This window comes from Salmonella sp. 32082101201600294FB01SM01, from assembly GCF_017572865.1.
In the GTDB taxonomy this organism is placed as follows: domain Bacteria; phylum Pseudomonadota; class Gammaproteobacteria; order Enterobacterales; family Enterobacteriaceae; genus Salmonella; species Salmonella enterica.
Genome location: NZ_JAGESB010000003.1, coordinates 253,269 through 271,902, shown reverse-complemented (window position 1 = coordinate 271,902; position 18,634 = coordinate 253,269). Strand labels below are relative to the sequence as shown.

Sequence of the window (18,634 nt, the reverse complement as noted above, 5' to 3'; positions counted from 1 at the left end):
GAAGAGTAGACCATGACCATTTCCATCCATGCCAGCGAATTTGACGTCAACAGCTGGTATCAAAAAATCACCTTAACCTTTATTAATGAGAGCGGTAATGCGGTCGATATGAACCATGCCGCAATATCGTTCACGGCCTCCGGGCACATCGATCCATGGGGAAATAGCGGCGGTACGCTCAAAGGGAACCTGCCGCTTACGTTGAACGATAGTTCGTATGGCACGCTGGAAACTAACAACATCATCATTAATAACAGCGATGCATTACTTCTTCAGCCGGGCGAACGCGGGACGCTCTCTTTCAGCCTCGCGGCGACACAGGTGCCGGTAAAAATGTCCACCATCACCTTGATGCTGGCGTCATCGTCATCCGAAGACACAGAGTCTGAAACCTTATCCGATGAGGAGACGCCAGCGATACCCGCCGCAGATGAACACCCCGCCGAACCCGATGCGCCGGAAAAGGATAACGACCTTCAGGAACGCGGCCTTACGCTTAACGTTAGCGAGTTGAATACCGCGAGTTGGTATCAACGCGTCACCTTTACGCTGACCAACCTCTACGCCCAGGCGGTAGATCTCAATCAGCTTCAACTGAATTTTACGGCCAGCGCGCACCCCGACCCCTACAGTCCGTTTCAGGGAACAATGCTGGGGAATCAGGCCGTGACGCTGGCCAGCGATGGGGGATGGCCCATCGAGAAGAATACCATCACCATTAATCATGACGGCGCGCTGATGCTGGCGGCGGGGGATACCGCCGAATTACAGTGCTATCTGGCCGCCACGCAGACGCCAGTTGCCATCAGCGATTTGAGCGTGACGTTGGCCCATGACCCTGCCCGTCAGGGAAAAATTTGCGTTCATTTTCCTGCCATGACGCAGACCGTGGCGCTTAAACCGGCGATTGAGCTGCTGTTTCCTGCCGGCGAAACCCGGCGCTTTGTCGGTGAGTGGGGAGAGGTGCTGACAATAGGCGATCTTAGCGCAGGAACGTATCGGCTTACCGTACCGGTACTGGCGAATGATGAGATGCAAATCGCGCCAGTCGAGTCCTCTTTTACCGTTACGCTGCAAACCGGCGATGCCGCCGCGCAGGTCCAGGTATCCTGTCTGCCGATTGTCCGTTATGCCAGCGCGCGTCTGATGATTGACGCCCCTGCGCTTGGTAATGCGAAATTGACCGTTGAGATCGCCGATGCTACGCAAGCGGATGAGCGTACCGTCACGCTTATCGCCAACCAACCGCAGTTAATCACCCGGCTACTGGCGGGGCATCATTATACGGTCAATCTGCAGCCTGCGATGATTAATAACCGCTTTATATCGGCACCCATACAGCTTACGGGTTTTATCCCTGCCGCGGCGCAGGTTGCCGAGGTTGCTGTCGCTTACCTGCAGGCAGCGATCGACACGGCGAGTTTCGTGACGGTGGATGCCACTCTACTGGGCCTGCCCGATGGCGTCGCGCCGCAGCGTTATCTGTTCAGCAGCGGTAAATATCAATACTCATTAATACTGGAGAGCGGTAGCGATCGGCAGACGTTGGCATTACGCTTTGCGCCCGGGCTGTATGATGTTCAGACGGACGATATTTTCATCGACAGCGTGCCGTGGCGTTGTGAACAGGCCGGGCCGCTACGGTTGTTGCAAAAGGTCAACCATGTGGCGCTGGAGTTTCTGCCCGGCGTGACGCTACAGGTAAAAGGTTGGCCTGATTACCTTGCTCATGGCGGCGTGACGGTTAACGCGCCAGAGACGGTTTCTCTTTATCGTGATATACCGTTTAGCGCGTTGTTTAAATACGATGGTTTTGACGGCGGCGGCGATCCGGTTCCGGCCGCGGAGGTTGACGTGAACGGGGATGGTTTTCTGGATTACGCGACGTTACCGATCCATAAAACCGTTGCGCTGGTGCGCCAGATAGAAAAAGAAGCCGGGCGTAGCGTCATGCCGGTAATGGTTATTTATACCGCGAATGCCAGCGGCGGTAGCGCCCTGGCGGATTTACAGGATGCGCAAAAGCTACGTAACCATTTTGGTAACTTTATTACCCAGTGTCTGGCGGCGCAGTCATACAAAGATGAGACGCATCCTGTCCCGGCCACCTTTGTGCTTAACCCGGATTTTCTGGGGGCGCTACAGCAAGGACCGTATGGCTATACCGTAGTACGGCAAAAAAACAGCGTGCCGGTGAATACCCAACTGGCGGCGGCGATACAAGCATTACCGGCGATGGCTGGCTTTATCGCGCCTTCGTTGCCGACGTTTAGCGACGATCTCTACGGCTATATTCAGGCGGTGAACTATCTTGTTCGTCAGTTTGCCCCGGATGTGGCTTTTGGCTGGCAGACGAATGTCTGGGCGACAGGAACGGCGGACTGGGTGCTGCGCGATACCGCTGATCCGGTAGCTGAAGGGCAGGCGATCGCCGAATTTATTCATGAACTGGGCGTTTATAGCGGAGAATATGCGCCGGACTTTATTGCGTTTGATAAATTTGAGCGTGACTGTTTCAGTCCTGATGCGCTTGCCCACTATGGCTGGAATGCGACATGCTGGCTTAATTACCTGGCGATGGTCAAACAGGTGACTAAAGCGCTGCTGACGCCCGCCATGCTGTGGCAAATCCCTGGCGGCCATATGCCTACAGTAGAAGAGGGCGTCAGTAAAATCAGCGCTGCGCACTTTGCATCCGGCGGAACCTTTTTTATGGGGGACGCCCGCATTGGCAGCGATCCTGACACGCTCTCTTTGCAGCTACTCAATACGGCCTTAAATAGCGCGACTTACGGCGTCCCGACCGTCGGCGACTTTTTACGTAAAGATAAAGGGTATGACTGGGGCCAGATGCAGGCGCTGAACCTACCGGACTTTAACGTCTTTTCGATCTTATGGGGCGGTGGTTCTACTATCAGTATTACGACAATCCATTCTAACGGTGAAGACGGCGGCTGGCTGGCGGATAAAATGGTAGAGTATTATGCTGCTCCACGCTATTTCAGATAATATCACTGCTTATTTGCATTAATCTGGACTATTAGTTTGAGATTCGAAGGCGCGTTCTTTCGAATCTCTTTTCTTGCGCCCCCTGACCTCTCATTCTTTATGCGTAATTCGTTATTAATTTTCTGTAATCATTTTGTATTAAGAATTGTCTTAATCTTAAAAATATTGCGTATTAGTGCCTTGTGAATACAGAAATACTGCATAGCGATGTTATTTATTATTAATTTAAGTACTTTTTGAGAGGTTATACTGTGGCGCTACATTGAGTAGATAACCGTTAATGAAAAAATGATGAACGACGCTTTTGCTAAAGATAATAATGAGAATTCATTACACTCTTTTCTTTTTTCTCAGCAGGCTAAACCTCACGCGGCGATTGATGCCTTATTTTCGGCATTGTTGCCATTTGGTCAACCGTTTACGCTGGGTATCGGCGATGAGTTTTATTTACAGGCAAATGATGAACACTACATTGTATTACTGGAGTCTGGCGTTGTTTCTTTCTGTCATAATGACAAACGACTCCATATATCTTCATCGTTTGCGCCATCGGTCGTGGGTATGGTTGACAGCTATGGCGCTACCTATAATGTCCCCGCGCGACCGGAACACTTTTTGCTCGCAGAAACGGTTTGTACCGGTAGATTTGTTCGCCTGCCGGATTTTATAAAAATCGCCGATGAATGCGATTTATGGCACGACGTGGCCCGTTGTCTGGCTTACCGTCTGATGGTGATGAGCGCGCGCGATCGTGAATTAGTCGGCGTCGATTCTTATCTGAAAGTTCGGGCGCTGCTGACTGAAATCTGGGCTTATCCACAGGCCTACCGGGAAAGCATTATCGTGTTGAATTTTATTCAACGACGTACCGGGATATCGCGCAGTCGGACCATGAAGATTCTGTCTGAACTAAAAAAAGGCGGGTATATCCATATTGATAATGGGCGGCTGACGGCGCTCGGAAAACTGCCAGTGGCGTATTAATGTACTATATGCAACGATATATTTACATATCTCGACTGAATTTGCCTGTTATCGTTAATAGAATGTTTTATTGAAGGTTGTTATGAAGGCTATTTTTAAAAAGTCAATACTGCTAAAGGAGATAGGCCGAACGACTGGTGTAAAGTTAATATAAAACAATAAGTTATGCTTAGTCCTATAAAACCAAATGTCGATGATTGCAACTTGCCGTTGGCTTGCTAATAATTAATAACATCGTTATCTCATTATAACGTAAAGATTAACTCACGACGTTGAGTGGCTGTTTTATTGCTTCTGACATTTATATCAGAACAAGAAGACACTTTTTTTCGCATAAGAAAAAGTCGTGATATTGCTGTGAAAAAATATCAGCAGCCGTTTCGTTAAAAAAATCTGATTACCCTCATTTTTATATTTAAAAGGAGCTTGAATGAAAAAGCCTGTACTAGCATTAATGGTCTCTGCAATTGCCTTTGGCGGAATGTTGTCCACCGCGCAAGCGGATACTACAACCGTCACTGGCGGTACGGTAAATTTTGTCGGACAGGTCGTTGACGCCGCCTGTTCTGTTTCCGCTGACTCTGTCGATCAGACCGTGACATTAGGCCAGGTTCGCGCCAGTAAATTAACCGAGGCCGGTATGGTGGCGAATCAAAAAGAAGATTTCACCATTAAACTGGAAGACTGCGATACTCAGACCAGCCAGAATGCGGCGGTGATTTTTAATGGCCAGCAGGACGCAAACCAGCCGGGTTCACTGGCGAATACCGCTGGGGCAGGTTCGGCGACGAATGTGGCATTACAACTTTATGGACCAGATGGCCAGGCGCTGAATATCGGTGAATCGTCCAGTACTGTTACCTTGAACGATGGCGAAAACGTTATTCCGCTTAGCGTGGATTATATCGCTACCGGTACGGCGACTGCCGGTAATGTTACCGCGACGGCGACATTTAGCATGGTTTATTCCTGATTCCTTATCGGGATTTTTTTCTCGTCTGTTGGGAGGCGAGAAAGGGGCGTTACGCGCGTCACTGCGCGTAACAAACCGACGGCATCAGGATATTACGCAGATGAAAAAAAACGTACCGATTTTCCTTCGATTATTGCTACTGCTGTCGGCGGCCGGCCTGTCGTTTGCCGCGCAGGCGGGAGGCATTGCGCTGGGCGCGACCAGGGTGATTTATCCGCAGGGAAGTAAGCAAACCTCCTTGCCGATTATTAATTCTTCTGCCAGCAATGTTTTTTTAATTCAGTCATGGGTCGCCAATGCCGATGGTTCACGCTCGACGGATTTTATCATTACGCCGCCTCTCTTTGTGATCCAGCCTAAAAAAGAAAATATATTACGTATTATGTATGTCGGGCCGTCATTACCGACCGATCGCGAAAGCGTATTTTATTTAAACAGTAAAGCGATACCCTCTGTCGATAAAAATAAATTGACCGGCAACTCCCTGCAAATTGCGACGCAAAGCGTGATTAAGCTATTTATCCGCCCGAAAAATCTGGCGGAGGCGCCAGCTCATGCCCCGTCGACGCTTCGCTGCCGTAACGAGCGCGGCCAGCTAACGATTACTAACCCTTCGCCGTACTACGTTTCGATGGTTGAACTGTACAGCGCGGGGAAAAAACTGCCGAATACTATGGTACCGCCGAAAGGCGCGATCACTCTCCCGGCGACGCCCGGCCAGGTATCTTTGCGCACGGTAAACGATTTTGGCGCAACGACGCCAGCACGCGTTTGTCCAGCTTCATGATGTTATGCGTAATCAGCTTTTCATGACGCGATATTACTCCAGCGTAGCTAAACCCGTATTAACCCCGCTGGCGTTGGCTATCGCATTGGCGCCTGCGCCGGGGTGGGCGGAAAACTATTTCAACCCGGCATTTCTGTCTGACGACCCGTCTGCGGTGGCCGACTTATCGACCTTTTCCCGTAATGCCCAGGCGGCGGGGATGTATCGCGTTGACGTTTACCTGAACAATACGTTTCTCGCGACCAGAGACATTGCCTTCCAGGCGGTGAAAACGACGGCAAAAAGCGCGCCCACCGATGACAGCGGATTACGCGCCTGCCTGACGCCTGAAATGCTTAAAAATATGGGGGTAAACACCGGGGCGTTTCCACTGTTGGCGAAGGCGGCGGCGGGAAGTTGCCCGGATCTCGCCAGTGCGATACCGGCCGCCCGGACCCGCTTTGATTTTGCGCAGCAACGTCTCGACATTAGCATCCCGCAGGCGGCGATGGTTGCCAGCGCCAGAGGCTATATCCCACCGCAATACTGGGATGAAGGTATTAACGCGTTGTTATTGAATTACACCTTTACCGGCGCGAATAGTCAGGATCGGAGCCCAGGCGGCAGTGCGGAGAACAGCTATTTTCTTGGGTTGAATAGCGGCCTTAATCTGGGGGCCTGGCGGTTACGCGACTACTCCACATGGAACGCGAATAGCGGCGATCAGAATAGCGACAGCGACTGGCAGCACATCAGTACTTATCTGGAACGTGATGTGGTCTTTTTGCAGGGAGAACTGACGGCAGGCGATAGTTATACCCCCTCCGCATTATTCGATAGCCTTCCTTTTCGCGGGCTACAACTGGCGTCTGACGACAATATGTTGCCAGACAGCATGAAGGGCTTCGCGCCGACCATTCACGGGATTGCCAGAAGCAACGCGCAAGTGACCATTCGGCAAAACGGCTACATCATCAATCAGCGCTATGTGCCGCCCGGGGCATTTACTATTAATGATCTCTATCCCACCGCCGCCAGCGGCGATTTGACTGTGGAAGTCAAAGAGTCTGACGGTTCTATTAATCGCTATAACGTGCCCTATTCCGCCGTGCCGATTCTACAACGAGAAGGGCGGCTGAAGTATGCGGCGACGGTGGCGGAGTATCGCAGCGATAGTAGTCAAAAAGAGAAGGTGAAATTCAGTCAGGCGACCTTGATATGGGGGTTACCGCATGGTTTTACGCTGTATGGCGGAACACAACTTTCCAGTCATTATCACGCGCTGGCGATCGGCAGCGGCGCAAATCTGGGCGACTGGGGCGCGGTGTCGCTGGATGTCACCCAGGCTACCAGTACGCTGGCGGATAATAACACCTACCAGGGGCAATCGCTGCGTTTCCTGTATGCCAAATCGCTTGCACAGTCAGGAACCAATTTACAGCTTATGGGCTATCGCTATTCAACCTCGGGCTTTTATACGCTGGATGATACCACGTGGAAACGGATGAGCGGCTATGACGATGACAGTCGGACTGACAGCGATAAAAGCAGGCCGGAATGGGCGGATTATTACAATCTTTATTATACCAGAAGGGGGAAAGTACAACTCGATATCAATCAACAGCTAGGCGGGTTGGGATCGCTTTTTATTACCGGCAGTCAACAAAGTTACTGGCACACTGATGAAAAGGATTCTTTGTTGCAGGTGGGATACAGCGATACGCTGGCGGGTATTGCATGGAGTGTTTCTTATAACAATAACAAATCCGCAGGCGATGCGGAGCGCGATCAAATTTTCGCGCTGAATATCTCGGTGCCGCTAAGTCAATGGCTGCAACACGATGATGAGGTTACGCGCCATCACAATGTTTACGCTACCTTTAGCACCAGTACGGATAAACAGCATAACGTTACGCAGAATGCGGGCCTTAGCGGCACACTGCTGGACGAAAACAATCTTAGTTACAACATACAGCAAGGTTATCAGAATCACGGTATTGGCGAAAGCGGCTCCGCCAGCCTGGAATACGATGGGGCGAAAGGCAACGCCAACATTGGCTATAACGTTAGCGATAACGGCGATTACCAGCAGGTGAATTATGGCCTGAGCGGCGGCCTGGTGGCGCACGCGCATGGAGTGACGCTAAGCCAGCCGCTGGGCAATACCAATATTTTGATTGCCGCGCCGGGCGCAGCCAACGTCGGCGTTGTCGACCAGCCGGGTATTCATACGGACGCGCGTGGCTATGCGGTGGTGCCGTATGCGACAACATATCGCCAAAACCGTATGGCGCTGGACGTTAACGCGATGGCTGATGATGTCGATATTGATGACGCGGTGACTCGCGTTGTGCCGACCGAAGGCGCGCTGGTTCTGGCCCGCTTTAAAGCGCGAGTCGGCGCGCGTGCCCTGGTAACGCTGAATCATAACGGTAAGCCTGTACCCTTTGGCGCAACGGTGACGGTGAATGATCGTCATGCGGAGGCGATTGTTGACGAGGCCGGGGAAGTCTATCTTTCCGGGTTGTCAGCGCAAGGCATTCTGCACGTTCGCTGGGGGAACCTGCCGGATCAACAGTGTGTCGCGTCCTATCATCTCTCTTCCTCCCGTCAGATTCTGAGTCGACAACATGCGGAGTGTCATTAAATGAAAATACCTCTTTTATTTGCTCTGCTGGTGGGAAGTGTCGTATCGCAGTACGCATTCGCAGACGTGTGTAAAAACGTTAACGGTGTACCTTCCAGTATTAATTACGATTTAACGACCACTCTGACGGCAGAACAAAACCAGGTGGGAAAGACGGTTCAACTGGAAAAAAGCCAGGAAGTTAATGTACAGGCGGTGTGTCCCGCCGGCGCGGCGACCAATAGCCAGACTTATCGCTCCTATGTGTCGCCATATCCGATCGTAGAAACGAGCGGTAACTGGAAATATTTAAAGCTGGACCCGGACTATCTTGAAGGCGGAATGCGAATTGAGGATTCTTCGGCGGGCGATATCTATCCGCCAATGAACAATGTCCTGATGGGATATGATGAAAATGTGAAAGCGGGTCAACCGTTTTACGTTCGTGACTCAAATCTGGAGTTTCAGCTCAAAATTGTTAAACCGTTCGTCGGCACGGTGAATATTAGTCCTAAGACTATGTTCAATGTTTATGTCATGACCGCCGCAGGCGATCCGCTGACAGATGTCGTGTACAGCATTCTTTATAGTGGAACGGTGACCGTACCGCAAAGCTGCGAAATCAACGCCGGACAAACGATTCTGGTGAATTTCGGCGCATTGTACAGTGGCAATTTCAACCATGCAGGCCAAAAGCCGGAGGGGGTACGAGCGAAAAAATTTAGCGTACCGGTAAAGTGCAGCGGCCTGGATTCGCAGGTCAATTTAACAATGCGCCTTATCGCTACGCCGGATAGCCACGTTCCCCAGGCTATCGCTTCGGATAATGCGGATGTCGGCGTAGTGGTCGAAACCGATGAAGGAAACGCGCTTATCCCCAATGATGCACAGAGCGTCGCGCCTTTTATCACCGATAGCGCCGGACGCGCTAACATCACATTGCAGGCCTACCCGGTAAGTACAACAGGCGAAACGCCAGCGGAAGGGGCGTTTACCGCGCTGGCCAGCCTGCGAGTGGACTTTGACTAAATGAACAGATCACACTGCGCTCTTTTTGCCATGGGACTGATGCTGTGTCCACAAATCAATGCCAGCGCTGACGACCTCGCTTACAACCTCGAATTTACCGGCACTATTGTGGCGCAAACCTGCGACATAGATATTTCCAGTCTCAGTCAAAGTATTGATTTAGGGCAGTTTGCAGTTGGCGATTTTCCTTCGACAGGAACAACGACAAAATTTAAGCCCTTTAATATCAACCTCAAGAATTGTTCCCGAGGAATTGCCGGGGCGAAGATCTGGTTTACCGGCGAACCCGATCCGGACAATCCCGCGCTACTGGCGATAACCGATACCGGAATGGGAAGCGGAAACATGTTAGCAAGCGGGGTTGGGGTGGAAATTCTGAATGATGATCAGGATACCATCAGTATCAATAATGCCGACTCGGTGGTCTATCCGTTGAAAGCCGGACGCAACACGCTGTCTTTTTATATTCGCTATAAATCGACCCGGCCGACGGTCACGTCCGGGAACGCGACGGCGGTCATGTATTTCGATATGCAGTATGAATGAGGAGCCATCGTAATTATGCGTAACGATATCCTGTACGGCATCGGGATGCTGCTGGCGGCATCCGGCGTCCAGGCGCACGATGGCCGGGTCTATGTCTCCGGAACCATCACGGACAATACGTGTTCGCTCTCTCCAGGCTCGGAAAATATTAACGTGGCGATGGGAGCGGTTTCTCAACGGCAGTTTTATCGCGCAGGCGACGGTTCTGCATGGCAACCTTTTGCTATCGATTTACAAAACTGCGGCAGCACTGCCAGCGGCGTAACGGTCAGTTTTAGCGGTGCGGCGGACAGCCGTAATACGGATTTATTGGCGCTTACCGCAGGGGAAAGCGACGCTTCAGGCATTGGGATTGCGCTTTATGATCAAAATAAAACCTTAATCCCACTGGGGCAGGAGAGTGATGTGGTGACGCTCAGTCCGGGCCAGGCGTCGGCGCATCTGCAATTTTATGCGCGTTATCTTGCTGATGGCGGCGCGGTAACGCCCGGGGACGCCAATGCCTCCGCAACCTTCATTCTTGCCTATGAATAAGTTCTTTTTACGCTGCGCGATATATTGGTGCTTGCTTCCCATATCATGGGCGCAGGCTGGCGTGGTGATTGGCGGTACTCGCTTTATCTATCATGCGGGCGCCCCGGCATTAAGCGTACCGGTAAGTAACCATTCAGAAGCGTCCTGGTTAATTGATACGCATATTTTACCTGGTGGCCGCTGGCCAGGAACCAAAAACGAAGGGAATATCACGCCCTTCGTGGTCACGCCGCCATTATTTATGCTTTCAGCGCGCCAGGAAAACTCAATGCGGGTGGTTTATACCGGCGGACCGCTACCCGCCGACAGGGAAAGTCTGTTTACCTTGAGTATCGCCGCCATTCCCTCCGGTAAACCGGAGGCGAACCGTGTACAAATGGCGTTTCGTTCGGCTTTAAAATTGCTCTATCGCCCTGAGGGACTCGCCGGCAATCCGCAGCAGGCCTACCGGCATCTGATCTGGTTGCTTACCCCTGATGGCGCGACGGTACGCAATCCGACACCCTATTACGTTACGCTCTTTTTATTACGCGCTAACGAGCGCGCCCAGGACAACGCCGGGGTCGTGGCTCCCTTTGCAACGCGTCAAACGGACTGGTGCCGGCACACGGTTCGCTGCACTGTGCGCTGGCAAAGTATTAATGACTATGGGCGGGTAATGCCAGCGCAAACCGTGGATCTGACGCGTATTCATTAACCTATTTTTCAGGCGTCTCCCGATAGCGGGAGGCTTTCCGATCTTATCGAACGAGACTTTTATTATGTATTATCACGCGTTAAAACTTTCCCGACTGGCGATGTTGACGTTGGCAGGCGTTGCCGTATCCGCCTCGGCAATCGCCGCCGATTCTGCCCCGACGTCGCAAATTGGTCCGACGGCGGAAGCCTACATCGTCAGTCATCCGGATAAAGTGGGAGAGGTGGTGGCAACGTATTTGGCCGAACATCCGGAATTTTTGGTCGCCGCCAGCGAGACATTGCATCAGCGTCAGCAGATTGCGCAACAACAGGCATATGTTCAACTGGCATTACAGTATCGTGCTGAGTTGCTCAGTAGCAGCAGTCCTTCCGTTGGGCCCAACGAGGCAAAAGCGGTGGTGGTGATGTTCTTTGATTACCAGTGCTCGTGGTGTAGCAAAATGGCGCCTGTGGTCGAAAACCTGATTAAGGCGAACCCGGATACCCGGTTTATTTTCAAAGAGTTTCCTATTTTTTCCTCCCGCTGGCCGGTATCCGGACTGGCGGCCAGAGTCGGCGAACAGGTATGGCTTACCCAGGGCGGGGCGAAATATCTCGACTGGCATAATGCGCTTTATGCCACAGGGAAGGTGGAAGGCGCGTTAACGGAACACGATGTCTATACCCTGGCGCAACATTATCTAACGCCGACGCAGTTGGCCGCCGTAAAAGAAGCGCAAAGCAGCGGTGCAGTACATGATGCGCTCCTCACTAACCAGGCACTGGCGCAGCATATGGATTTTAGCGGCACGCCTGCTTTTGTCGTCATGCCTCAGACGCAAAACGGTGATGTAAAACGGGTGACCGTGATCCCGGGAAGCACGACTCAGGATATGTTGCAAATGGCAATTCAGAAAGCGAAGGGGTGATATTCGCTCAGAGGAGAACGCACAGGAGTGAAAGTAAAATGAAGTCTATGCGTTGCGTCATACCGGTGATTTTACTTTCCTTTATCGTTCATGAAGGGACAGCGAAACCGACCGCTCAGATTCATTTTATGGGATCGGTTGTTGAGGCAGGTTGCTGGAATGACGTGGGAACCTTAGAAATTCAATGCCATAATAAACAGGGAGTTGAACGTTATATTATTGTCGAGAATATTATCACGCCGATATCGTCTCCTCATGCAACGGTAAAACGAGATTATTTGGATGAAGATAAGCAATTAACAGTGCTACGCATTGTCTATGACTGAACCGCGTAGCAGACCGCAGATGGTGTCCCGTCAGTGTCGTGTGAGGATATTATGAAAAATGTTCTCACCTTCCCGGGACACGGTCTACAGACTTTATCTTCAGATAAACGGCGCTAAAAAGAAAAGTACGATCAATAAAAAAAGAGTGGGAATACCAATAGATATAATTTTATTACATCGGTGAGTATGATGTTGAATAGCTTGTGGCGGTATGTCAGCAGCGTCAATGATAAATCTTTCATCGATTTTTATTCCCTGCCTGGGGAGCGTAACGAACAGTTCGAAAAGCCCGATTTGTTGTAAATCTCGTCGCAGCAGATAAAGAAGTTGCGTCAAATTAGCATCGCTAACAAATTGACTTCGCTCTCCCCAAACTGCGTGTGAAATCATTTCTCGCGTAATCAACTTCCTGTAGGCGTTTTCAATAAGATAGCTTAAGCAGCGCGCACGCATTAACGTCATCTTTAGCACTTTTTTATCATGTAATGATATTATTTCTCTTAACGACTCATTATAAATAAATTCGTTATTAATAGAGTATTGTCTCATGAATTCACTCCATTTTGATATTCATAAGGTAAGTTTCACACTGTCAGTGTGTTCACTGGCGGTAAAGTACTTCTTGCATCAGCACGGATAAGCGTAGAGAATCTCAAAGAAATAAGAGAATCATTTGTGATTAAACAGGATAACATTATGCTTTTTTACTTTTTTATAAAGTGTGCCAGATGTTTTTGATGTTTTTTATAAAATAGTATCATGTGTTTTTATTTCATGCAGGCTGAAATGATATCAATAAAACTATAATTTAATAACAAACAGGTAGAGGAAATGATTTACTTATTGAAATAAGTGTGGTGCAAGGTTAATCTGCGCTTTAAATGATGGTGCCAGATTATACCAGCCAGGATAACCTATATGCGGCCAATAAAAAATGCTAAAAAAATTGACTACAATCTGATCAAAGTATTCGATACGGTTATTACTGAAGGAAATGCAACCAGGGCGGCGAGGAAACTGGATGTCACGCCTGCGGCGATCTCTCAGGCTCTTCTTCGCTTACAAAATCTTTATGGCGAAGAGTTATTTATCAGAACCCGCAAAGGATTAGTCCCGTCCAGCAAAGGTAAATCGCTCCACCAGGTATTTCGCCAGGCAATTGAATCTATAGAAAACACACTTTGCGATAAAACAGATGCTCAGGAGAGTAATGAACTCATTGTTCTGGGGAGTGATATCACTGAAAATTACTATTTTCCGGCGTTGCTGGATATGATGTTGGTGAATCGATATATTATTAAACACTATGCGATTAAAAAAACAGGGGAATACTCGCCAGCCTCCATGCTGACGCATGGTTATGCGGATGTCATCATGGGAATTCTGGATATTAAGAGTGAGATGATCGAAAGTTATCTTATTGATAATTTATCTGATTTTGTTTGTGTTTGTGGTGAAAAAAGTCCATTGGTTGGGCTTGAAAAAATTTCTTTATATAATTTTTATGCTGCCAGACATGCTGTCTATCATTCAGATATGTTCTCTTCTTTCACCGCTGATAGCATTGATTTATTCAAGAGCAGTACGCCTTATGCGGGGCGCAGGGAAATAGGTTATTATAGTGATTCACTATTTGGAGTTATCGGTGTTGTTGAGAAAAGCGATATGGTTGCGATTTTGCCAGGAAAGATTGCTACTTATTTTAGAGATGTACGGCGTTATAATATAAAAATACTACGTATGCCTGATGAAATAATTTTTCGTACGTTACCCGTTTATGCTTATCTGGCTACAAACAGCATCCATTATAAAAATGCCAAAAAACTGATATCAACATTTCAGTCGACCTTTCTTTTTAGCCAGGAAAAGCAGCCTGACGCTTTGGTTGAAGGAAGCACATCCTTATGCGATTTGTCGGTTTAATATCAAATTATTGTATTAAATAAATAACCGTTATGACCATGGTCAGTAAAGCGAAAAGTAATGCCATATATTTATACCCTTCTTTTTTTAAAGAAGAGGGATGGTTTTTATTTTCATTGCTGATAATAATGTTAGCATCAACTTTAATACCAGTTCGGGGCACCGTGGAAAAAAACTGGCTCAGGCCAAAGCCTTTAAGGTCGCGCCGCAGTAGATATAAAATCTGGGTCAGATTGGCGTCGCTGATAAATTGACTTCTTTCCCCCCAAAGTTCATTAGTGAGCTGTTTTTTATAAATAATCTCTTGTTGTGCGTGATTCAGCATATATTCCAGACACTTTATACGCATTGCGGCAATTTTTATCATCTTTCCCGTTTTTATGTTTTTTAGCTCATTGGTCTTATCATTGTAAGTGTGCGTGCTGTTAATTAAATAAATAGTCATGATGTTATTTTATGGGTTTAATGGGGGTGGCGATAATAATATGCATATTAAATTTAGGGATCAACTGGCGTGACTGTAATAGCGCCTTTTTTCCAGAGAAAATCGTATCATGTCACAAAAATGATGGTTTTTTAGAAAAGCTAAAGTTTTATTTTTAGTTACTCTAAAAATAAAATGATAGTAGTGTTAATTTTTATCAGTAGATTGATGTGCTTTGATTGATTTATTGTTGGTATAAAATAATTTGAATTACGGCGTAAGGCCTATGCCAACCATTAAAAAGGTATAGGCTATTGGTCGCAAAGCATTAATGCTACATAATTGTTATGCTTTTATAGTAGCGCCAGGGAAATAAAATCTCCGGATGATAAAGAATAGTGTTAGTCTGGGTGTTATTTTATGGATGTTTTATTTTAAATTATTAAACCGATTTCTCTTGTTGACGTAGGGTTATTTGCTAAGCAACGGGCTGGCATGTTGTGGCCGCTCGTTGTCTATATCTGAATTAATAAGGAGAAACGTATGAATAAGAAAAGTTCGTCAATGGTTAACTTGCCCGCACCGCGTGAGCCGATTAACCAGAAAATCGATACCAATAACGCATTGGTGTTAAACCATAACGCCATATATGAACAACGATTAGCGGAGATCACGCAATCTAATACCTGTGACAAGGCCATTGTCACCGTAAATCCCTACGGGACCGCCCCGTTGAGTCTCTATCTGGGGATTTGGATTGATGAAGCTGCCGCGCTTGAGATCAATGTTGTTGATAGCGAAGCGACGACAGAGGCAGTGCGTTATCAATATGATGTACATCCGGGCGCTAACCTTATTCCTGTGTGTGGGATGGTATCCGCGGTGAATAATCAGATTACCCTACGCCTTGCCTCGCAAATTGTCGGGCAATATACAGTAATGACAGACGCATTACCGCCCACGGATTCGGCTAACGTGAGCCTCGGTTTCCCTATTATTAGCGTCTCCTGTCCTGCGCAGCAGGCCTCGCTGATGGAGGAAGGGCTTTATTTCTCCACTTATTTTGATCGGTATAATCTGGCTTTTGATCATAACGGGATTGTCCGGTGGTATGTAAGTCAGGAAATCCCTTCTTATAATTTTGTCAGAATGGATAACGGCCATTTCCTGGCGACGTCACAGGGAATAAACCATTGTCTGAATATGTATGAATTTGACATTATGGGACGGGTTTATACGGTTTATCTTCTCGACAATGAGTTCCATCACTCCATTCTTCCCATTGAGAACAATCTGGCGATTGCGCCTTCAGAATATAGCAATGGACGGCCAGATGGTTACTCAACCGGGAAAGATGGCGTTTCTATTATTAACTTATCTACCGGACTTGAAGTCGCCTATTACGATATGCTGTATGTGATGGATTATTCCAGATCGCCGCGTCCTTCCGGAAGCGCGCCAGGTCAGGACGTATCAATGGATGACTGGCTGCATATCAACCAAAGCTATATTAATGAACCCAACAATTTGCTGATCTGTTCCGGTCGACATCAGAGCGCGATTTTTGGCGTAAATGTGGATTCCGGCGAACTGCGCTTTATTATGGCGAACCATGAGGATTGGTCTGACGAATTCAGGCAATACTTATTAACCCCTGTCGATGATGATGGCGTCCCGCTGTATGATCTTACCTCGCCGGGAGGGATTGATGCGGCAGATAAGAATTTCTGGACCTGGGGGCAGCATAACATTGTTGAAATTCCAAATGATGAGCCTGGTATCCTGGAGTTTATGGTCTTTGATAATGGTAACTATCGTTCACGCGAAGATGCGAAAAGTCTGTTGCCTCTCGATAACTTCAGCCGGGTGGTGCAGTTTAAAATAAACCTAAACACGATGACCGTAACGCGTCCGTATGAATATGGTAAAACGGAAGTCGGGAACCGGGGCTATAGCAGTTTTGTGAGCGCTAAGCATTTATTGACTAATGGTCACCTGGTTATTCACTTCGGCGCGACGACGGTTGATGAGTTTGAACATACCATTACCGCGCAACCAGGTTCCAGCGATCTTGTCGATCCGGATGAAGGGCAACAGGCGTTAGGCCGACTGGTATTACAAGAAATCAATAAAGAGACGAAAGAGGTTTTATTCGAAGCGATGGTGACGTCGGGCTATTTCAAGAACGAAGAGACGAATGGCACGAATTATCGTTATGATATTTCTGCATTTCGGGTATACAAAATGCCGCTGTTTGCATAACTAAGTATGTTATGCGGCCGGTTATCGACCGCATAACATTATGGCTTATTTGCTAATATCATCCACGCGCATGGTGTGGTCAGGTTGAATATTGTTAACCTGCTTCATATAGTTAACCAACGCTGGTGCGGTTTGTATCCCTATATATTTGATATTTTTACCTTTAGTGAAGGTAAATCCGCCACCACCTTTACCGATAAAGGAATCCAGCGCGACGGTATAGAGTTTATTGTCTTCTACCGGTTTGCCTTTGATATCAAATTCAACAATACGCTGGCCCAGCGGTTTGGTGCTGTCATATTTAAACTGGACGGTTTTCGATACGTGCAGCATACCGTTTTTCAGATCGGCAGCGTGTGACATGATGGATTTCAGGTCCTTACCGCTGATTTCCATGCTCATGACATCGTTGGTGAACGGATACATACTCAGCACATCACCATAGGTGATATTACCTTTAGGCAATTCGGTACGGATGCCGCCAGCATTATAGAAGGATGCGTCGGCGCCAGGAACGGTAGCCATCAGGGCATCGGTGATTAAGTTGCCGGTTGGCGCGGATTCACCGTAAGAACGGGTCAGCACTTCCGGAGAGTGCGCGACCACCTCATCGGTAATTTTCTTAACCTTGTTATCCCATTCGTCAATTTTGGCCTGCGTGACCGGATCTGGCTTATAAGTATCCGCATACATGGTGATCAACTTACCATTGTAGCTGTCCACTTTTTTGGTTTCCGGGTTCCAGTCAAGCACCAGTTTACCTAATTCGATGGTGTACGCATCCGTGGAAACGACAAGGGTATCGCCCACTTTAATCGGTTCTGGCGTACCTTTATGCGCATGGCCGGTAATCAGGACGTTAAGTCCATAGCCTTCCAGCGATTTCGCCATATCAACGTCGGTTTTCAGCGCGCGTGCGACATCAGCCTCGCCCGCGCTGGACTGCATACCCGGCACGCCTTCGTGGGCCAGCAGCACGGTCAGGTCAACTTTCCCTTTTAACTCTTCCAGCTGTTTTTTCACATAAGGAATCGGATCGCGGCAGTCAACGCCTTCACGCACGCCTGCGGCAATCGCTTCATAGAATGCGGAAACGCCGTGCATACCGATGACGCCGATCTTGAATCCATCTTTTTCCACGATGGTATACGGTTCTTTAATTAATGGCGTATCTGTGCCGCTGTAAAAAACATTATCCAACAATACCGGGAATTGCAATTTGCTGAGTTGTTTAACCAGATTCTCATGGCCATGGTCAAATTCATGGTTACCGACAGAGACGGCGTCGTAAGGCATGGTATTTAAAATATCAATAATAGCCTCGCCTTTGGTCAGCGTACTGATAAAAGGTCCGGTGAAATAGTCGCCAGCATCAAAGAAAAAGACATCTTTCTCTTTCGCTTTTGCATCTTTGACAATTTTCGAGATGGGAGCAAAGCCTCCTACCGGACGTGTCTTGGATACATAGGGGATAATTTCCGGGGTCACATGGGCATGTAAATCGTTTGTATAATAAATTGTGATGTCACGCGCATCGGCTGAAAAGGAAATGGCTGAAGACAAACCAATGCACAGCGACAGTAGGGATATCGAAAACTTTTTGTTCATATAAACCATCCATTTAC

At 48.3% G+C, this 18,634-nt stretch carries 16 protein-coding genes; 13 read left to right on the top strand and 3 right to left on the bottom strand.

Translation table 11 applies throughout. The features are described 5' to 3' along the window. Nucleotides 1-12 precede the first annotated feature (12 nt). The 11 genes from J4645_RS14505 (at nt 13) to J4645_RS14455 (ending at nt 12,400) form a co-directional block, all read left to right on the top strand. Complete coding sequence (locus J4645_RS14505) at nt 13-3,009, top strand: hypothetical protein (protein ID WP_023214717.1); 2,997 nt, start codon at nt 13-15, stop codon at nt 3,007-3,009. Between the two features lie 288 nt (nt 3,010-3,297). After that, nucleotides 3,298-3,993, top strand: a complete 696-nt coding sequence (locus J4645_RS14500) for a winged helix-turn-helix transcriptional regulator (protein WP_000980522.1) — start codon at nt 3,298-3,300, stop codon at nt 3,991-3,993. 430 nt (nt 3,994-4,423) lie between these two features. Continuing rightward, a complete protein-coding gene (locus tag J4645_RS14495) occupies nt 4,424-4,966 on the top strand; it encodes a fimbrial protein BcfA (RefSeq protein WP_000743357.1) in 543 nt (180 codons plus the stop codon). A gap of 100 nt (nt 4,967-5,066) precedes the next feature. Then, the gene (gene bcfB / locus J4645_RS14490) at nt 5,067-5,753 is read left to right on the top strand and encodes a fimbrial biogenesis chaperone BcfB (RefSeq protein ID WP_000742551.1); all 687 of its coding nucleotides are present in this window, start codon (nt 5,067-5,069) and stop codon (nt 5,751-5,753) included. A 4-nt stretch (nt 5,754-5,757) separates the two neighbouring features. Continuing rightward, a complete protein-coding gene (bcfC, locus tag J4645_RS14485; RefSeq protein WP_023214718.1) occupies nt 5,758-8,379 on the top strand; it encodes a fimbrial usher BcfC in 2,622 nt (873 codons plus the stop codon). Beyond that, nucleotides 8,380-9,387 (top strand): fimbrial protein BcfD, encoded by a 1,008-nt coding sequence (locus tag J4645_RS14480; protein WP_000701256.1) that lies wholly within the window; start codon nt 8,380-8,382, stop codon nt 9,385-9,387. It begins immediately after the preceding gene. After that, nucleotides 9,388-9,933 carry a fimbrial protein BcfE gene (locus tag J4645_RS14475; protein ID WP_001082038.1) on the top strand — a complete coding sequence of 182 codons (546 nt, stop codon included), beginning with the start codon at nt 9,388-9,390 and terminating at the stop codon, nt 9,931-9,933. Between the two features lie 15 nt (nt 9,934-9,948). Further along, nucleotides 9,949-10,467, top strand: a complete 519-nt coding sequence (locus J4645_RS14470; protein WP_001243232.1) for a fimbrial protein BcfF — start codon at nt 9,949-9,951, stop codon at nt 10,465-10,467. Continuing rightward, nucleotides 10,433-11,164: a fimbrial chaperone BcfG gene (gene bcfG / locus J4645_RS14465; RefSeq protein ID WP_001135032.1), complete on the top strand. Its 732-nt coding sequence runs from the start codon at nt 10,433-10,435 to the stop codon at nt 11,162-11,164. The genes J4645_RS14470 and bcfG overlap by 35 nt, the downstream gene beginning before the upstream one ends. Nucleotides 11,165-11,228: 64 nt before the next feature. Beyond that, nucleotides 11,229-12,074, top strand: coding sequence for a DsbA family protein (locus J4645_RS14460; protein WP_000291397.1), 846 nt, complete (start codon nt 11,229-11,231; stop codon nt 12,072-12,074). A gap of 38 nt (nt 12,075-12,112) precedes the next feature. Next, complete coding sequence (locus J4645_RS14455) at nt 12,113-12,400, top strand: hypothetical protein (protein ID WP_000839834.1); 288 nt, start codon at nt 12,113-12,115, stop codon at nt 12,398-12,400. A gap of 99 nt (nt 12,401-12,499) precedes the next feature. On the opposite strand, the gene J4645_RS14450 is transcribed toward J4645_RS14455, so the two are convergent. Beyond that, nucleotides 12,500-12,949 (bottom strand): transcriptional regulator, encoded by a 450-nt coding sequence (locus tag J4645_RS14450; RefSeq protein ID WP_001601508.1) that lies wholly within the window; start codon nt 12,947-12,949, stop codon nt 12,500-12,502. A 369-nt stretch (nt 12,950-13,318) separates the two neighbouring features. Between J4645_RS14450 and J4645_RS14445 the strand changes: the two genes are divergently transcribed. Next, nucleotides 13,319-14,323 (top strand): LysR family transcriptional regulator, encoded by a 1,005-nt coding sequence (locus J4645_RS14445; protein WP_001247389.1) that lies wholly within the window; start codon nt 13,319-13,321, stop codon nt 14,321-14,323. Nucleotides 14,324-14,330: 7 nt separating this feature from the next. On the opposite strand, the gene J4645_RS14440 is transcribed toward J4645_RS14445, so the two are convergent. Beyond that, nucleotides 14,331-14,768, bottom strand: coding sequence for a transcriptional regulator (locus J4645_RS14440; protein ID WP_000158343.1), 438 nt, complete (start codon nt 14,766-14,768; stop codon nt 14,331-14,333). Nucleotides 14,769-15,290: 522 nt separating this feature from the next. Between J4645_RS14440 and J4645_RS14435 the strand changes: the two genes are divergently transcribed. Further along, a complete protein-coding gene (locus J4645_RS14435) occupies nt 15,291-17,009 on the top strand; it encodes an aryl-sulfate sulfotransferase (protein WP_001036504.1) in 1,719 nt (572 codons plus the stop codon). 45 nt (nt 17,010-17,054) lie between these two features. Here the strand turns inward: J4645_RS14435 and J4645_RS14430 are convergent, their stop codons facing one another. Beyond that, entirely contained in the window at nt 17,055-18,626 is a 1,572-nt protein-coding gene (locus J4645_RS14430; protein WP_000262866.1) for a bifunctional UDP-sugar hydrolase/5'-nucleotidase, read from the bottom strand. Between the last annotated feature and the right edge of the window lie 8 nt (nt 18,627-18,634).